18 protein-coding genes are annotated in these 15,481 nt (G+C 44.6%); 12 read left to right on the forward strand and 6 right to left on the reverse strand.

All coding sequences use genetic code 11. From position 1 onward, the window contains the following. Window position 1: 1 nt before the first annotated feature. The 6 genes from ruvA to aspS form a co-directional block, all read right to left on the reverse strand. Window positions 2-616 (reverse strand): Holliday junction branch migration protein RuvA, encoded by a 615-nt coding sequence (gene ruvA / locus ASUC_RS09325; protein ID WP_012073528.1) that lies wholly within the window; start codon window positions 614-616, stop codon window positions 2-4. Between the two features lie 58 nt (window positions 617-674). Beyond that, complete coding sequence (ruvC, locus tag ASUC_RS09330) at window positions 675-1,247, reverse strand: crossover junction endodeoxyribonuclease RuvC (RefSeq protein WP_041834815.1); 573 nt, start codon at window positions 1,245-1,247, stop codon at window positions 675-677. A gap of 59 nt (window positions 1,248-1,306) precedes the next feature. Beyond that, a complete protein-coding gene (locus tag ASUC_RS09335; protein ID WP_012073530.1) occupies window positions 1,307-1,837 on the reverse strand; it encodes a hypothetical protein in 531 nt (176 codons plus the stop codon). Between the two features lie 96 nt (window positions 1,838-1,933). Further along, window positions 1,934-2,677 (reverse strand): YebC/PmpR family DNA-binding transcriptional regulator, encoded by a 744-nt coding sequence (locus ASUC_RS09340; protein WP_012073531.1) that lies wholly within the window; start codon window positions 2,675-2,677, stop codon window positions 1,934-1,936. Window positions 2,678-3,003: 326 nt separating this feature from the next. Continuing rightward, complete coding sequence (gene nudB, locus ASUC_RS09345) at window positions 3,004-3,450, reverse strand: dihydroneopterin triphosphate diphosphatase (protein ID WP_012073532.1); 447 nt, start codon at window positions 3,448-3,450, stop codon at window positions 3,004-3,006. Between the two features lie 60 nt (window positions 3,451-3,510). Further along, the gene (gene aspS / locus ASUC_RS09350; RefSeq protein ID WP_012073533.1) at window positions 3,511-5,280 is read right to left on the reverse strand and encodes an aspartate--tRNA ligase; all 1,770 of its coding nucleotides are present in this window, start codon (window positions 5,278-5,280) and stop codon (window positions 3,511-3,513) included. 110 nt (window positions 5,281-5,390) lie between these two features. Between aspS and cmoA the strand changes: the two genes are divergently transcribed. From cmoA to galE, 12 genes are all read left to right on the forward strand, one after another. Further along, complete coding sequence (cmoA, locus tag ASUC_RS09355; protein WP_012073534.1) at window positions 5,391-6,116, forward strand: carboxy-S-adenosyl-L-methionine synthase CmoA; 726 nt, start codon at window positions 5,391-5,393, stop codon at window positions 6,114-6,116. 54 nt (window positions 6,117-6,170) lie between these two features. Continuing rightward, on the forward strand, window positions 6,171-6,890 hold the full coding sequence (locus ASUC_RS09360) for an arginine ABC transporter substrate-binding protein (protein ID WP_012073535.1): 720 nt from the start codon (window positions 6,171-6,173) through the stop codon (window positions 6,888-6,890). A 118-nt stretch (window positions 6,891-7,008) separates the two neighbouring features. Further along, entirely contained in the window at window positions 7,009-7,416 is a 408-nt protein-coding gene (gloA, locus tag ASUC_RS09365) for a lactoylglutathione lyase (RefSeq protein WP_012073536.1), read from the forward strand. Between the two features lie 2 nt (window positions 7,417-7,418). Beyond that, the gene (gene rnt / locus ASUC_RS09370; RefSeq protein WP_012073537.1) at window positions 7,419-8,099 is read left to right on the forward strand and encodes a ribonuclease T; all 681 of its coding nucleotides are present in this window, start codon (window positions 7,419-7,421) and stop codon (window positions 8,097-8,099) included. Window positions 8,100-8,135: 36 nt separating this feature from the next. Further along, the gene (locus tag ASUC_RS09375) at window positions 8,136-9,491 is read left to right on the forward strand and encodes a Na+/H+ antiporter family protein (RefSeq protein WP_012073538.1); all 1,356 of its coding nucleotides are present in this window, start codon (window positions 8,136-8,138) and stop codon (window positions 9,489-9,491) included. 49 nt (window positions 9,492-9,540) lie between these two features. Then, the gene (locus ASUC_RS09380; RefSeq protein WP_012073539.1) at window positions 9,541-10,122 is read left to right on the forward strand and encodes a primosomal replication protein; all 582 of its coding nucleotides are present in this window, start codon (window positions 9,541-9,543) and stop codon (window positions 10,120-10,122) included. Between the two features lie 104 nt (window positions 10,123-10,226). Continuing rightward, window positions 10,227-10,496, forward strand: a complete 270-nt coding sequence (rpsO, locus tag ASUC_RS09385; RefSeq protein WP_012073540.1) for a 30S ribosomal protein S15 — start codon at window positions 10,227-10,229, stop codon at window positions 10,494-10,496. Between the two features lie 294 nt (window positions 10,497-10,790). Beyond that, entirely contained in the window at window positions 10,791-12,581 is a 1,791-nt protein-coding gene (frdA, locus tag ASUC_RS09390; RefSeq protein WP_012073541.1) for a fumarate reductase (quinol) flavoprotein subunit, read from the forward strand. A 12-nt stretch (window positions 12,582-12,593) separates the two neighbouring features. Beyond that, a complete protein-coding gene (locus ASUC_RS09395; protein ID WP_012073542.1) occupies window positions 12,594-13,361 on the forward strand; it encodes a succinate dehydrogenase/fumarate reductase iron-sulfur subunit in 768 nt (255 codons plus the stop codon). A gap of 10 nt (window positions 13,362-13,371) precedes the next feature. Next, entirely contained in the window at window positions 13,372-13,761 is a 390-nt protein-coding gene (gene frdC, locus ASUC_RS09400) for a fumarate reductase subunit FrdC (protein ID WP_012073543.1), read from the forward strand. A gap of 19 nt (window positions 13,762-13,780) precedes the next feature. Then, complete coding sequence (gene frdD / locus ASUC_RS09405; protein ID WP_012073544.1) at window positions 13,781-14,125, forward strand: fumarate reductase subunit FrdD; 345 nt, start codon at window positions 13,781-13,783, stop codon at window positions 14,123-14,125. A 224-nt stretch (window positions 14,126-14,349) separates the two neighbouring features. Continuing rightward, window positions 14,350-15,366, forward strand: coding sequence for a UDP-glucose 4-epimerase GalE (galE, locus tag ASUC_RS09410; RefSeq protein WP_012073545.1), 1,017 nt, complete (start codon window positions 14,350-14,352; stop codon window positions 15,364-15,366). The last annotated feature ends 115 nt before the right edge of the window (window positions 15,367-15,481 follow it).

Genomic DNA, 15,481 nt, shown 5'->3' on the forward strand with positions numbered 1-15,481 from the left:
CCTATAACGCGGCTTTCAGGGCTTCACGGATTAATTGTTCGCTGGTTAAATCGCCATTGGCCACTTTTTTCACCATTTTAGCGGCTTCCGGCGGTTTATAACCTAATGCCACTAACGCGGCAACCGCTTCGTCATTCGGCGTTTCTTTTTCAGCAGACACTATATCCGGCACGGTAATATGTTTACTTTCAACAAAGAAATCCGGTTGTCGGAGACCTTTAAACTTACCTTTCAATTCTACCAATAAGCGTTCGGCGGTTTTTTTACCTACTCCCGGAATTTTCACCAACTTGGATAATTCTTCCCGCTCAATGGCATAGGCAAATTCATGTACCGACATGGCGGATAAAATGGCTAACGCCAGTTTCGGACCGACGCCGTTGGTTTTGATTAATTCACGAAATAAAGTACGGTCGGTTTTAGTAGAGAATCCGAACAGTAAATGGGCGTCTTCACGCACGACTAAATGAGTAAACACCGTACATTCCTGTCCGGTATCGGGCAAATTGTAGAAGCTGGTCATCGGTAGCAATAATTCATAGCCTATTCCTTGTACGTCCAGCAAAATTTCAGGCGGTTGTTTTTCGATTAATTTTCCCTGCAAGCGACCAATCATTATCGTTCCTTCTCAAAAATTTTTGCTATTATACCGAGAAAACTGAATAAAACAACAGCTAAACTTTTAAACGAAAACGTCCCCGGCTATAACGCGTGCGCATAAGTGCGGTCAATTTTTCCTGCGTTTCTGTGGTTTTGGCACTCGCCGCCACATGCAAGCTATGCCGGATTGTATGAGCATGCGTAATGGCAATTGCCAACGCATCCGCCGCATCCGCCTGCGGTTTATCCGATAATTTCAGAATCCGCGCCACCATATCCTGCACTTGGGATTTATCTGCCGAACCAATTCCTACCACCGTCTGCTTCACCAGTCGCGCCGCATATTCAAATACCGGCAAATCCCGGTTAACCGCAGCCACAATAGCCGTTCCCCGAGCTTGTCCGAGTTTCAGCGCCGAGTTCGGATTTTTCGCTAAAAACACTTCCTCAATGGCAAACATGTCCGGCTGAAATTGGGTAATAATTTCCGTCACTCCGGCATAAATCCGCTTCAGACGCGTCGGTAAGTCATCTGCCTGTGTCCGAATCACCCCGCTGCCAAGATATTCCAACGTCCGTCCGGTTTGACGAATGACCCCATAACCCGTAACACGGGAACCGGGATCAATACCTAAAATAATGGTCATAATCAAATAAAAAGCGAGCAGATATTTCCCTATCGGCCCGCTCATCCATAAAAATAAAATTATTTATTCAGTATACGAGTTGCAGCGTTATTTACTTTGCAGAGTTTAGCCAGGATCTCATCGGTTCCCGCCCCTCGTTTGGTTAAATTACCGCCGGTTTTAGTGGTCGCATTGCTTAAATTAAAGCCGTTTTCCACATTCCAAATGTACTCGTCCGATTTAAATGAAACAAAATCGCTGTTGGACTCATCCCGCACCAAGGTAGGAATTTGTTGTGCATTTTTACCACTGCCTAAGATCAAATTAACGGCTTTGGCTTCATCGCCTTGAAATGAATAAGTTGCATTCAAGGTAGTCCAGTTTGAACAGGAATAAACAACGGATTTACTGGCATTGGTCAGTTTTTCAACCCGCACATCCGCCTTCCCTTTAATATTCTGCGCAATATTCTGGGCTTCTTGCTGAGCATTTTGGGTTGCCTGTTCGGCGCTTGCGGTATTAGGTGCGGTTGCAGAATTCGACTCCGCTAAAGAGCATGCTGCCAACACTGAAACAGATAAAAGAGCGGGTACTAATTTGATAAGTTTCATGTACTCTCCTTAATAAAAAATAAGCGTCACATCAAATATGTAACGCTTTCAGTCTACTTCATTATGTTTAAAAAGCAACCTGTTTTTCCAAGCGGATTACAGCAATGCCGCCACTTCGTCACTGATTTCACCGTTATGATAGACGTTTTGTACATCGTCACAGTCTTCCAGCATATCAATTAAACGCAACAATTTCGGAGCAGTTTCCGCATCTAAATCCACTGTCGTGGTCGGAATCATGCTGACTTCCGCTTCCGCGATTTTAAAGCCCGCTTTTTCAATGCCGTCGCGGACATCACCCAATTCTTCCCATGCGGTATAGATTTCAAAAGAACCGTCGTCTTGCGGTTGAATATCATCGGCACCCGCTTCGATCGCCGCTTCCGTTAAAGCGTCTTCATCCGCACCCGCATCAATAATAATTAAACCTTTTTTGTTAAACAAATAACCGACGGAACCTTCCGTACCCAAGTTACCGCCGCATTTGGTAAAGCTCGGACGAACCTGAGAAATTGTGCGGTTGGCGTTATCGCTTAAACATTCCACCATCACCGCCGTACCGCCCGGACCGTAACCTTCGTATACGCGGGTTTCCATATTGGTATCGTCACCGCCGCCCACACCACGATCAATAGCGCGATTAATAGTATCGCGCGTCATATTACTGGCAAGCGCTTTATCCACCGCCGCACGCAAACGCGGATTTGAACCCGCATCCCCGCCGCCGATTTTTGCAGCCGTAACTAATTCGCGAATTAATTTGGTAAAGATTTTGCCGCGTTGCGCATCTTGCGCCGCTTTACGGTGTTTGATATTAGCCCACTTACTATGACCTGCCATTTGATATTTTCCTTTTTAATTATTATGTTACTTTTCTTTGCGTTGCCAAAGAAAAGTAACCAAAAGAAAGGCAACCCTGCTTTACCTTGTTTCCTAAAAATACTTTAATTTGCTTAACGAAAAATTTGTAAACTCGCTTCGGTCAAACAGTACAAATTTTTCTACAAATTAAACCATTTTTAGGTGGCAAAGAAGGGAACCCATTACTACATATTAAAGTGCGGTAAAAAAACATAAATTTCTGACCGCACTTGCTAAAACCTATTTCCAGCCCCAGCGGGGCTGAACTATGCGTAACTAAGTCACGGCTTAGCCGTGCTGGGCTGTTACGCACTTTTCGCAATTAAATATTTCCTAATCGCCTGTGCATTATTGGGCGATTTAGTCAGTTCTGCCGCTTTTACAGGATCCCGCCATTGGTAGGCTAAATGCTCGGTTAACTGGGGCTCGCGTTCATCAGGCAATCCCAATAAAAACCAATGTTCCTTGCAATGCGTTACATTCGGTGCGTATTTATACCGAAAATGCGGGAAAATTTCAAACTCTACGGATTCATTACAATCAATCAAGTTAAGATTTTCCGCCACAATGTCTACGCCAATTTCTTCTTTCACTTCACGAAGTGCGGTCAAAAACGGTGTTTCTCTGTCCGCCAAAGATCCCGTCACCGATTGCCAAAATTCAGGATCGTCTTGGCGTTGCAGCATTAACACGCGATTGGTGTTTTTAGTATAAATAACAACTAAAACGCTGTTAGGATTTTTGTAGATCATTATTTTCTACAGTATTGAAATATTTATTCGCTTTCGGTCTAGATAAAGATTGGCGAAACATCACTCTTCCTTCGTCACCACCGTAATCGCCAACTCTTCCAACGCCTGCTGATTAGCAAAGCTCGGAGCTTCAGTCATTAAGCACGCTGCTGCGGTGGTTTTCGGGAAGGCGATAACATCACGGATGTTGTCCGTACCTGTTAATAACATGGTTAAGCGGTCTAAGCCGAAAGCCAAACCCGCATGCGGTGGCGTGCCGAATTTTAAGGCATCTAATAAGAAGCCGAATTTTTCCCGTTGTTGTTGTTCGTCAATGCCTAAAATGCGGAACACGGTTTGTTGCATTTTCGGATCGAAGATACGCACTGAGCCACCGCCCACTTCGTAGCCGTTAATCACCATATCGTAAGCGTTTGCCACCGCCGCCGTTGGATCGGCTTCTAATTGTTCCGGGCTGAAATCTTTTGGTGAGGTGAACGGATGGTGCATGGCGGCAAGATTGCCCTCTTCATCGCATTCAAACATTGGGAAATCGATCACCCAAAGCGGTTGCCATTCGTCTAAACGGGTTAAACCTAAATCTCGACCGAGTTTTAAACGCAATGCGCCCATGGCATCCGTGGCGATTTGCCATTTATCCGCACCGAAGAATAAAATATCGCCGGTTTGTGCCGAAGTGCGGTCGAAAATCGCTTTGATTTTTTCTTCGCTTAAGAATTTGGCAATCGGGCTTTGCACGCCTTCCAGACCGGCGTTCACATCGTTCACTTTTAACCATGCCAATCCTTTCGCGCCGTAAATACCGACAAATTGGGTATATTCGTCGATTTGTTTGCGGGTAATGCTTGCGCCGTTCGGCACGCGGATTACCGACACACGACCGTTTGCGTCGTTAGCCGGATCGGCAAAAACCTTAAAATCCACGTCTTTAACAATGTCTGCCACATCCGCTATTTCTAACGGATTACGTAAATCCGGTTTATCGGAACCGAAACGCGTCATGGCTTCGTTCCAAGTCATAATCGGGAATTTACCGAGATCTGCGCCGAGAATATTCAACCATAAACCGCGAATCATGTTTTCCATAATTGCACGCACTTCAGGCGCAGTTAAAAAACTGGTTTCCACATCGATTTGGGTGAATTCCGGTTGACGATCCGCACGTAAATCTTCGTCGCGGAAACATTTTACGATTTGATAATAGCGATCAAAGCCGGACATCATCAGCAACTGTTTGAATAATTGCGGAGATTGAGGCAGGGCATAGAATTTGCCTTTGTGCACACGGCTAGGTACTAAATAGTCACGCGCACCTTCAGGCGTGGCTTTGGTCAACATCGGCGTTTCAATATCCAAAAATCCGTGGTCATCCATAAAACGACGTACGAAGCTAGTAATTTTTGCGCGGGTTTTCAAACGTTGCGCCATTTCCGGACGACGCAAGTCCAAATAACGGTATTTTAACCGTTGTTCTTCCGTATTATTTTGGTTGAAGTCTAACGGCAGCACGTCGGAAGCGTTATAAACGGACAGGGCTTTTGCCAACACTTCCACTTCGCCTGTCGCCATATTTTTATTGATTTGATTGCCGGGACGGGCGGTAACTTCACCTTTAATTTGGATGCAGAACTCATTGCGCAAATCGGCTGCGGCGGTTAAAGCTTCTTGATATTTCGGGTCAAAACATACTTGTACGATGCCTTCACGGTCTCGCATATCAATAAAAATCAACCCGCCTAAATCACGACGGCGATGAACCCAGCCGCTCAATGTCACTTCTTGTCCGATGTTGCCGCGGTTTAACGCACCGCAATAATGAGAACGCATCATATCTGTTTTCCTTTAAAATTTATTCTGAAAAAATAACCGACGAATTATAGCTGAAAAAAATCAAAACTTCTTCTAAAATAACCGCAGTTTTAACCCAAGCGATAAGATTTATGAGCAAAGATACGATTTTTTCCGCCCCGATTGAAAAATTGGGCGATTTTACTTTTGATGAAAATGTCGCGGAAGTCTTCCCCGATATGATTCAACGTTCCGTACCGGGATATTCCAACATCATCACCGCCATCGGTATGCTGGCGGAACGTTTCGTCACGCCGGACAGCCAAGTTTACGATCTGGGCTGTTCGCGCGGGGCCGCCACGCTTTCCGCACGCCGTAACATTCGCCAGCCGAATGTCACAATCATCGGTGTGGATAATTCGCAACCCATGGTGGAACGCGCCCGCCAGCACCTCAATGCTTATCACAGCGACATTCCGGTAGAAATTTTATGTGACGACATACGCAATATCAGCATTGAAAATGCGTCTATGGTGATTTTAAACTTCACCCTGCAATTCCTGCCGCCGGAAGATCGTCAATCGTTGCTGGAAAAAATTTATCGCGGACTCAATCCCGGCGGCTTATTGGTTTTGTCGGAAAAATTCCGTTTCAAAGACGACACCACAAACAACCTGCTCATTGAGTTACATCATGCCTTCAAACGTGCCAACGGTTACAGCGAACTGGAAGTCAGCCAGAAACGCGCGGCATTGGAAAACGTCATGCGTATCGACAGCAGCAACACGCACAAAGTGCGGTTAAAAAACGTGGGATTTTCTCATGTAGAATTATGGTTTCAGTGCTTTAACTTCGGTTCGGTGATCGCCATTAAATAGCCTCACCGATTCAATTTATTTTGATTATTCCATCTGCTCATTAGGAGGGTATCAATGAAAAAAACACTAGTCGCCGCGTTATTTCTCAGCGCAGCCTTCGGCGTACAAGCACAAGACATTCGTTTTGCCATGGAACCCAGTTATCCGCCCTTTGAAATGACCAACGAAAAAGGTGAAATTATCGGTTTCGATGTGGACATCGCAAACGCTATTTGTAAAGAAATTCAAGCGAATTGCTCGTTCCAAAGCCAACCCTTCGACAGCTTAATTCAAGGCTTAAAACAAAAACGCTTTGACGCCGCCATTTCCGGCATGGGCATTACCGAAGCGCGTAAAAAACAAGTGTTATTCAGCGAACCGTATTTCTCAAGTTCCGCCGCCTTCATCGCGAAAAAAGGTACGGATTTTGCCAACCTGAAAAACATCGGCGTGCAAAACGGCACCACTTACCAAAATTATATCAGCAAAGAAAAACCCGGCTACCAAGTAAAATCTTACGCGTCTTACCAAGAAGCGATTTTGGACATTCAAAACGGGCGTATCGACGCCATCTTCGGCGACATCCCCGTATTAGTCGATATGATTGATAAAACGCCGGGACTGGAATTCGTAGGTGAAAAAATCAATAATCCGACTTATTTCGGTAATGGCTTAGGCATTGCCACCAACCTGAAAAATCAAGCGTTAGTTGACGAATTAAATAAAGGATTAAGCACGATTAAGACTAATGGCGAATATCAAAAAATCTATGATAAATGGATGACGGCAAAATAAAACTCCCGAAAACCCGGCCGCACTTTACTTTCAAAGTGCGGACGTTTTTTCCGTATTTTTCATCAACCTCCTTTTGTGGCATAATCCCGTATCATTTTTTATTTAACGGAGAAAATCAATGCGAATTTTACATACAATGCTCCGCGTGGGCGATTTAGACCGTTCGGTTAAATTTTATCAAGACGTTTTAGGTATGCGTTTACTGCGTACCAGCGAAAACCCGGAATATAAATATTCATTAGCCTTTTTAGGTTATGACGACGAAGATAAAAGCGCTGTCATCGAATTGACTTACAACTGGGGCGTTACCGAATACGAGCCGGGGACGGCTTTCGGTCACATTGCCATCGGTGTAGACGATATTTATGCTACGTGTGAAGCGGTAAAAGCGCACGGCGGCAAAGTTACCCGCGAACCCGGTCCGGTGAAAGGCGGCACCACAGTGATTGCGTTTGTGGAAGATCCGGACGGCTACAAAATCGAATTTATCGAAAATAAAGACGCTAAATCGGCATTAGGAAACTAATTTTGACACAACAACTTTTGACGGAATCGCAAACGGAAACCCCGTCCGATTACCATTTGCTGAAAAATCGCTTTCGCGGTTATTATCCTGTTGTGATCGATGTGGAAACCGCCGGTTTAAACTGCCAAACCGACGGTTTGCTCGAACTTGCCGCCGTCACGCTGAAAATGAATGACAGAGGTGATTTGCTGCCCGATCAAACCTACCACTGCCATATTCGTCCCTTTGAAGGTGCGGGTATTAATCCGGAATCCATGAAAATTAACGGTATCGATTTAGAAAGTCCGATTCGCAATGCCATTGCCGTATCGGAATCGGAGGCCATTACCGGTTTATTTCAAATGGTTCGCCGCGGGCAAAAAAACGCCGGATGCCAACGTTCCATTATTGTGGCGCATAACGCCGCGTTTGATCACGGTTTTGTAATGGCTGCGGCGGAACGGACTAAAATCAAACGTAATCCGTTCCACCCATTCGGTAGTTTCGATACCGCTACGCTGAGCGGATTAATGTTCGGACAGACGGTACTGATAAAAGCCTGTCAGTCGGCCAGCATTCCTTTTGATAGCAACCAAGCGCATTCGGCATTGTATGATACCGAACGCACGGCAGAATTATTTTGTTATATGGTCAATCATTTAAAAGCATTAGGCGGTTTTCCCCATCTTGTGCAAAATGTTTGAAATATTGACCGCACTTTTTCAACCTAAGGATACACAATGTTAACCAATGCTGTTGTTATCTCAATTATCGTACTGCTTATATTAAGCTTGATGCGAATCAATGTCGTTATCGCACTTATTATCTCGGCGTTAACCGCAGGATTAACCGGCGGCTTAGGCATAACCAAAACCATTGAAACCTTCACCGGCGGATTGGGCGGCGGTGCCGAAGTAGCTATGAACTATGCGATCCTCGGTGCGTTTGCTATCGCAATTTCCAGATCCGGTATTACGGATTTACTGGCGTTCAAAGTAATTAAACGCTTAGGTAAAACACCTACCGGGAATTCTGTCGCCGGTTTTAAATATTTCACTTTAGCGGTATTGCTGGCGTTCGCCATTTCCTCGCAAAACCTGTTACCGGTGCACATCGCCTTTATCCCTATCGTTGTACCGCCGTTATTAAGTATTTTCAATCGGTTAAAAATCGACCGCCGAGCCGTCGCCTGTGTGCTGACGTTCGGATTAACCGCCACTTATATGTATTTGCCGGTGGGTTTCGGTAAAATTTTTATTGAAAGCATCCTGGTAAAAAACATCAATGAAGCCGGCGCCACATTAGGTCTGCACACTAACGTGAGTGAAGTGTCCATGGCAATGTCCATTCCTGTGATCGGTATGTTTTTAGGTTTATTAACGGCAATTTTTATTACTTACCGAAAACCGCGCACATACCAAGTACATATCGAAGAACCGACTACGGCGGAAATCGAACAACATATCGCAAAAATCAAACCTTTCCATGTGGGAGTGAGTTTAACGGCAATCTTCGTCACCTTCAGTTTGCAGTTATTCACCAGTTCGACCATTATCGGCGGGTTGGCGGGTTTGGTGATTTTCGGCGTATGCGGTGTTTTCCGTTTGAAAGAAAGTAACGATATCTTCCAACAGGGATTACGCTTAATGGCGATGATCGGCTTCGTGATGATCGCCGCTTCCGGTTTCGCCAATGTAATTAACGAAACCGGCGGCGTCACGCAATTAGTCAATACCTTTAGCCAAGGCTTAGGTACCGGCAACAAAGGCGTTGCCGCATTCCTGATGTTATTGGTAGGTTTATTTATTACCATGGGTATCGGTTCCTCTTTCTCTACCGTGCCGATTATCACTTCCATTTACGTACCCTTATGCCTTGCTCTCGGCTTTTCACCGCTTGCTACGGTTTCTATCGTCGGTGTGTCGGCTGCTTTGGGTGATGCGGGTTCACCGGCTTCGGATTCCACATTGGGTCCGACCTCCGGTTTGAATATTGACGGCAAACACGATCACATATGGGACAGCGTAGTGCCCACCTTCCTGCACTACAATATTCCGTTAATTATATTTGGCTGGATCGCTGCCATGACCTTATAACGCCATCCCCCGTCCGTCGGGGGATTTATGTATATAAAACAGAAAAACGATGCAAAATCAGACCGCACTTTTAAACCGTTTGCAACGGCTGATTACACAGCTACAGAAGCAATACGAACCCGTGAAACGTCAAATTTTACATACAAAATTTGACCCCGCGATATTTTCCGAAAATTTTCAACCGTTGGAATTTTATTTGAATGAAATCCGCCATTGTATCGAGCAAATATCGCAATTATCCCCCGAAGAAGTGGCGCAAACAGCATTTTTCAGCGAAAAATTATCGGCGCAATATACTGCGTTGACGGACGCGCTACAGTTTATAGAAAAACCTAAGGCAAAAAGTGCGGTCAATTTTAAACCGGTTTTAAGCCTGCGGGAAAAACGCCGTCAGCAGTTAGAACAGTTACCACCGCGCGCACGATTAATCAAATATTACGAAGCCTTGCAGGCACTGAACGAAAAACTGAACGGGCAGAAGGACTTACAAAAGCAATGCCTGTCAGAAAAAGAAAAAATGCGGATTCAGCAACAAATCGACATAACCCGTCAACGTCGCCAACGTTGTCTGGACGCCATTGAAGTACTAGAGGAATATCTGGCGTTTAAGGAAAATCAGGAAAAAGAATAAGTTGCAAAATTCCGCTAACCCGCTACAATACACACTTTCTTATCGTCGCTGAATTAGAGATCGGCGAACGATGTATCGTTAACTTGCTTTTCTAGGAGTAAAAAATGTCTCTAAGCGTAGAACAAAAAGCTGCAATCGTTGCAGAATTCGGTCGTGATGCAAAAGACACTGGTTCATCAGAAGTTCAAATCGCATTATTAACCGCTCAAATCAACCATCTTCAAAGTCACTTTGCCGAGCACAAAAAAGATCACCACGGTCGTCGCGGCTTATTACGTATGGTTTCCCGTCGTCGTAAATTATTAGATTACTTAAAACGTACCGATCTGGCAAAATATTCTGAAATTATTGCGCGTTTAGGTTTACGTCGCTAATTTTCGAATTAAGCGCAATGTTAAAGCACCCGATACGGGTGCTTTTTTATACCTAATCGCCGAATATTACGCAATCGTTTACTTAATTCCAAATCGACCAAATAAAAACACTTCTCATCTCAAGATTTTTATTTTTTGAGGTAGATCACAAAATATCGGATTAATTTTCGAAATAGTTAAAAAGAGGTAGAATTTGAATGAAATCATGGCAAAATGCTCAATAGTGAACGATGAGATTATCATTAACACAATTGAAATTTGAGTTTTACTTACTTTTTATTGGAGAAAAATATCGTGCAAACAGTCAATGTCGATATTGCGATTGTGGGTGCCGGCGGCGGCGGTTTACGTGCGGCGATTGCAGCAGCAGAAGCGAACCCTAACCTAAAAATTGCATTAGTTTCAAAAGTTTATCCGATGCGTAGCCATACCGTGGCGGCCGAAGGCGGTGCAGCGGCGGTTATCAAAGAAGAAGATAGTTATGACAAACACTTCCAAGACACCGTTGCGGGCGGTGACTGGTTGTGCGAACAAGACGTTGTAGAATATTTCGTTAAACATTCACCGGTGGAAATGACGCAACTCGAACGCTGGGGTTGTCCTTGGTCGCGTAAAGCAGACGGTGATGTAAACGTACGCCGTTTCGGCGGAATGAAAATCGAACGTACTTGGTTCGCTGCCGATAAAACCGGCTTCCATATGCTTCATACGTTATTCCAAACCTCTATTCAATATCCGCAAATTCAACGTTTCGACGAACACTTTGTGTTAGATATTTTAGTGGACGACGGCCATGCCCGCGGGATGGTTGCCATGAATATGATGGAAGGCACATTGGTGCAAATTAACGCTAACGCCGTTGTTATCGCAACCGGCGGCGGTTGTCGTTCATTTAAATTCAACACCAACGGCGGTATCGTAACCGGTGACGGTTTATCTATGGCGTATCGTCACGGCGTACCGCTTCGCGACATGGAATTCGTTCAATACCACCCGACCGGCTTGCCGAATACCGGTATCTTAATGACCGAAGGTTGTCGTGGTGAAGGCGGTATCTTAGTCAATAAAGACGGTTATCGTTATTTACAGGATTACGGTTTAGGACCTGAAACGCCAATCGGCAAACCGCAAAACAAATACATGGAATTGGGGCCTCGCGATAAAGTTTCCCAAGCATTCTGGCAGGAATGGAAAAAAGGCAATACACTGAAAACCGCAAAAGGCGTGGATGTGGTGCATCTAGATTTACGTCACTTGGGTGCCGATTACTTACACGAACGTCTTCCGTTCATTTGTGAATTAGCTAACGCTTATGAAGGTGTGGATCCGGTTAAAGAACCTATTCCGGTTCGCCCTGTGGTGCACTATACCATGGGCGGTATTGAAATCGACTTCAATAGCGAAACCCGCATCAAAGGTTTATTTGCAGTAGGCGAATGTGCGTCTTCGGGTTTACACGGCGCAAACCGTTTAGGTTCCAACTCTTTAGCGGAATTAGTGGTATTAGGCCGCGTTGCCGGCGAACATGCCGCACAACGTGCAACGGAAGCTCAATCCGTTAACCAAGCGGCGGTGGACGCTCAAGCACGTGACGTAGTGAAACGTCTGGAAGATCTTTACAATCAGGAAGGTACTGAAAACTGGGCGGATATCCGCGAAGAAATGGGTACCGCGATGGAAGAAGGTTGCGGTATTTATCGTGACGAAGCCAGTATGCAAACTGCAGTCAATAAAATTGCCGAATTAAAAGAACGTTATAAACGCATCCGCATTCAAGACCGTTCAAGCGTGTTCAACACCAATGTCCTTTACACTGTGGAATTAGGTTACATCTTAGATGTTGCTCAATCTATCGCTAATTCCGCATTACAACGTAAAGAATCCCGTGGTGCGCACCAACGTTTAGATTACACAGAACGTGATGATGTGAATTATTTAAAACATACGCTTGCTTTCTACAACGGCAACGATGCACCTCGTATCGATTACAGCGATGTGAAAATTACCACATTCCAACCAGCTAAACGCGTATACGGTGCGGAAGCCGAAGCTCAAGAGAAAGCGGCTAAAGCCCCTAACGCATAAGGAGAACGCAACATGACGAATCAAGTAATGAACGTAGAAATCTTGCGTTACAACCCTGAAACAGACAAAGAACCGTATTTAAAAACTTATCAAGTCCCTTATGACAACCAGACTTCTCTGTTGGATGCATTAGGTTATATCAAAGACCGTTTGGAACCGGAGCTTTCCTACCGTTGGTCTTGCCGCATGGCAATCTGCGGTTCTTGCGGTATGATGGTAAATAACATTCCTAAATTGGCATGTAAAACTTTCTTGCGCGATTACAGCGGTCATATGCGTATCGAAGCATTGGCGAATTTCCCTATCGAACGCGATTTAGTGGTAGATTTAAGCCATTTCATCGAAAGTTTGGAAGCAATTAAACCGTACATCATCGGTAATAAAATGCCTGAACTGGACGGTCAACCGCACGAATCGGCGGAATTACAAAAAAGCCGAACAAAACAAACACCGAAACAGTTGGAAAAATACCGTCAATTCTCAATGTGTATCAACTGCGGTTTGTGTTATGCGGCCTGTCCGCAATTCGGTTTAAACCCTGAATTCGTCGGACCTGCCGCGTTAACTATGGCTCACCGCTATAACTTGGATAACCGCGATAACGGCAAAGCCGAACGTATGCCGATTATCAACGGTGACAATGGTGTATGGACCTGTACTTTCGTAGGTGCATGTTCTGAAGTCTGTCCGAAACATGTAAACCCGGCTGCAGCAATTAACCAAGGCAAGCTGGAAAGTGCGAAAGACTTTTTAATCTCAATGTTAAAACCAAAAGCATAGGGGGAAAGCAATGAGCGAATTAACCACAAAACGTAATAAATACGTCCGTGAAATCACCCCGACTTGGTGGAAAAGCTGGGATTTCTATCGTTTCTACATGGTACGTGAAGCGACAGCCGTTCCGACTGTTTGGTTCTGTTTAGTATTGCTTTACGGCGTATTCTCACTCGCCGATAATACCTTTGCTACTGACTTTGTCGGTTTTATGCAGAATCCGATTGTGATGATATTAAATATCATCTCATTGGCAGCAATGTTATTACATGCTTTTACGCTGTTTACCATGACTGGTGAAGTAATGTCCAACAGCACCGGTTTAAAAGCGGAAGTTATCAAAAAGGCATTGCAAATTGCTTTCGCCGTTGTTTCCGTCATCGGCTTAATTCTTGCCTTCATTTAACCATATAAGGAGCAAAAGAATGATCAATACAAATCCGAAACGTTCTAACGAGCCACCTGTATGGTTATTGTTCAGTGCAGGCGGCATGATCAGCGCACTGGCTTTTCCGGTATTAATCCTAATCTTAGGGATTTTACTGCCTTTAGGTATTATTTCACCGGATGGCATTATTGCTTTCGCCCATCACTGGTTTGGTAAATTAGTGATTTTAGTGCTAACTATTTTTCCGGCCTGGGCGGGTTTACACCGCATCCACCACGGTATGCACGATATTAAAGTACACGTGCCGTCCGGCGGTTTAATCTTCTACGGATTAGCGGTACTTTATACTGTCGTTGCAATTTGGGGCGTTGCGTCAATCTAATTGTAAATATATCCGGAACCTCATACTTATTAGTATGAGGTTCTTTTTATTATGATTCCGAAATACAATCAAACTTCGGATACAAGTTGACGATGTACTAAACTTCGCTAAAGTGCGGTCAAAAATTCTATATTTTTTGACTACGCTTTCGGATAATACTTTTCCCCCAAACTCAAAAGTTTTATACTTATTACCGGTTTTACTGGATAGAAAAGGAAAAATATATGGCAATTTTAGTGACAGGCGGTGCAGGTTATATCGGCTCACATACCGTAGTCGAGCTGCTTAATGCGGATAAAAAAGTCGTCGTATTAGACAACCTTTGTAATTCTTCGCCTAAATCTCTGGATCGTGTGACGCAGATTACGGGTAAACAGGTAAAATTTTATGAAGGAGACGTGCTAGATCGCGCTATGCTGCAAAAAATCTTCGCCGAAAACGAAATCGAATCGGTGATTCACTTTGCCGGTTTAAAAGCCGTCGGCGAAAGCGTACAAAAACCGCTTTATTATTATGAAAATAATGTGGGCGGCTCTATCATTTTGACCGATGAAATGTTAAAAGCCGGCGTAAATACCATCGTATTCAGCTCCACCGCAACGGTTTACGGCGTACCCGAAACGGTGCCCGTCACGGAAGAAAGTACCGTCGGCGCGACTACCAGCCCGTATGCCACATCTAAGTACATGGTGGAGCGCATTCTTGCGGACGCGGTTAAAGTCAACCCGCAATTCAGTGCTATAGTATTACGTTACTTTAATCCGGTCGGCGCTCATGCAAGCGGCTTAATCGGCGAAGATCCGAATGGAATTCCGAACAATTTAATGCCGTTTATCAGCCAAGTAGCCATCGGTAAATTACCGGAACTCTCCGTATTTGGTGATGATTACGATACACCGGACGGTACGGGGGTGCGCGATTATATCCATGTTGTGGATTTAGCCGTCGGTCACTTGAAAGCACTTGACCAACATCTGGGACAACCGGGTTTACATACCTATAATTTAGGAACCGGTGTAGGTTATTCCGTACTGGATATGGTGAAAGCCTTTGAGAAAGTGAATGATATCAAAGTGCCTTATAAAGTGGTTGCCCGCCGGGCGGGGGACATTGATTCCTATTACTCCAGTCCGAAAAAAGCGGCTGAAATTTTAGGCTGGACTGCCACACACAGCCTGGAAGACATGATGCGCGACACATGGAATTGGCAAAAAAATAATCCGCAAGGTTACGAAGGCTAATCCCCTCCGCATTGTGTATGCAAAAATATCACAGGGCGTATGATTAACGCCCTGTATTTAATGTTTCAAAAAACTTTTGAAAAACTGACCGCACTTTTCCCTTAAAGACTTCTCG

The organism is Actinobacillus succinogenes 130Z (genome assembly GCF_000017245.1).
Lineage (GTDB): Bacteria > Pseudomonadota > Gammaproteobacteria > Enterobacterales > Pasteurellaceae > Exercitatus > Exercitatus succinogenes.

Coding starts and splice junctions, on each gene's coding strand:
- ruvA (WP_012073528.1), bottom strand. CDS start 616: ATGATTGGTCGCTTGCAGGGAAAATTAATCGAAAAACAACCGCCTGAA.
- ruvC (WP_041834815.1), bottom strand. CDS start 1,247: ATGACCATTATTTTAGGTATTGATCCCGGTTCCCGTGTTACGGGTTAT.
- ASUC_RS09335 (WP_012073530.1), bottom strand. CDS start 1,837: ATGAAACTTATCAAATTAGTACCCGCTCTTTTATCTGTTTCAGTGTTG.
- ASUC_RS09340 (WP_012073531.1), bottom strand. CDS start 2,677: ATGGCAGGTCATAGTAAGTGGGCTAATATCAAACACCGTAAAGCGGCG.
- nudB (WP_012073532.1), bottom strand. CDS start 3,450: ATGATCTACAAAAATCCTAACAGCGTTTTAGTTGTTATTTATACTAAA.
- aspS (WP_012073533.1), bottom strand. CDS start 5,280: ATGATGCGTTCTCATTATTGCGGTGCGTTAAACCGCGGCAACATCGGA.
- cmoA (WP_012073534.1), top strand. CDS start 5,391: ATGAGCAAAGATACGATTTTTTCCGCCCCGATTGAAAAATTGGGCGAT.
- ASUC_RS09360 (WP_012073535.1), top strand. CDS start 6,171: ATGAAAAAAACACTAGTCGCCGCGTTATTTCTCAGCGCAGCCTTCGGC.
- gloA (WP_012073536.1), top strand. CDS start 7,009: ATGCGAATTTTACATACAATGCTCCGCGTGGGCGATTTAGACCGTTCG.
- ASUC_RS09375 (WP_012073538.1), top strand. CDS start 8,136: ATGTTAACCAATGCTGTTGTTATCTCAATTATCGTACTGCTTATATTA.
- ASUC_RS09380 (WP_012073539.1), top strand. CDS start 9,541: ATGCAAAATCAGACCGCACTTTTAAACCGTTTGCAACGGCTGATTACA.
- rpsO (WP_012073540.1), top strand. CDS start 10,227: ATGTCTCTAAGCGTAGAACAAAAAGCTGCAATCGTTGCAGAATTCGGT.
- ASUC_RS09395 (WP_012073542.1), top strand. CDS start 12,594: ATGACGAATCAAGTAATGAACGTAGAAATCTTGCGTTACAACCCTGAA.
- frdC (WP_012073543.1), top strand. CDS start 13,372: ATGAGCGAATTAACCACAAAACGTAATAAATACGTCCGTGAAATCACC.
- frdD (WP_012073544.1), top strand. CDS start 13,781: ATGATCAATACAAATCCGAAACGTTCTAACGAGCCACCTGTATGGTTA.
- galE (WP_012073545.1), top strand. CDS start 14,350: ATGGCAATTTTAGTGACAGGCGGTGCAGGTTATATCGGCTCACATACC.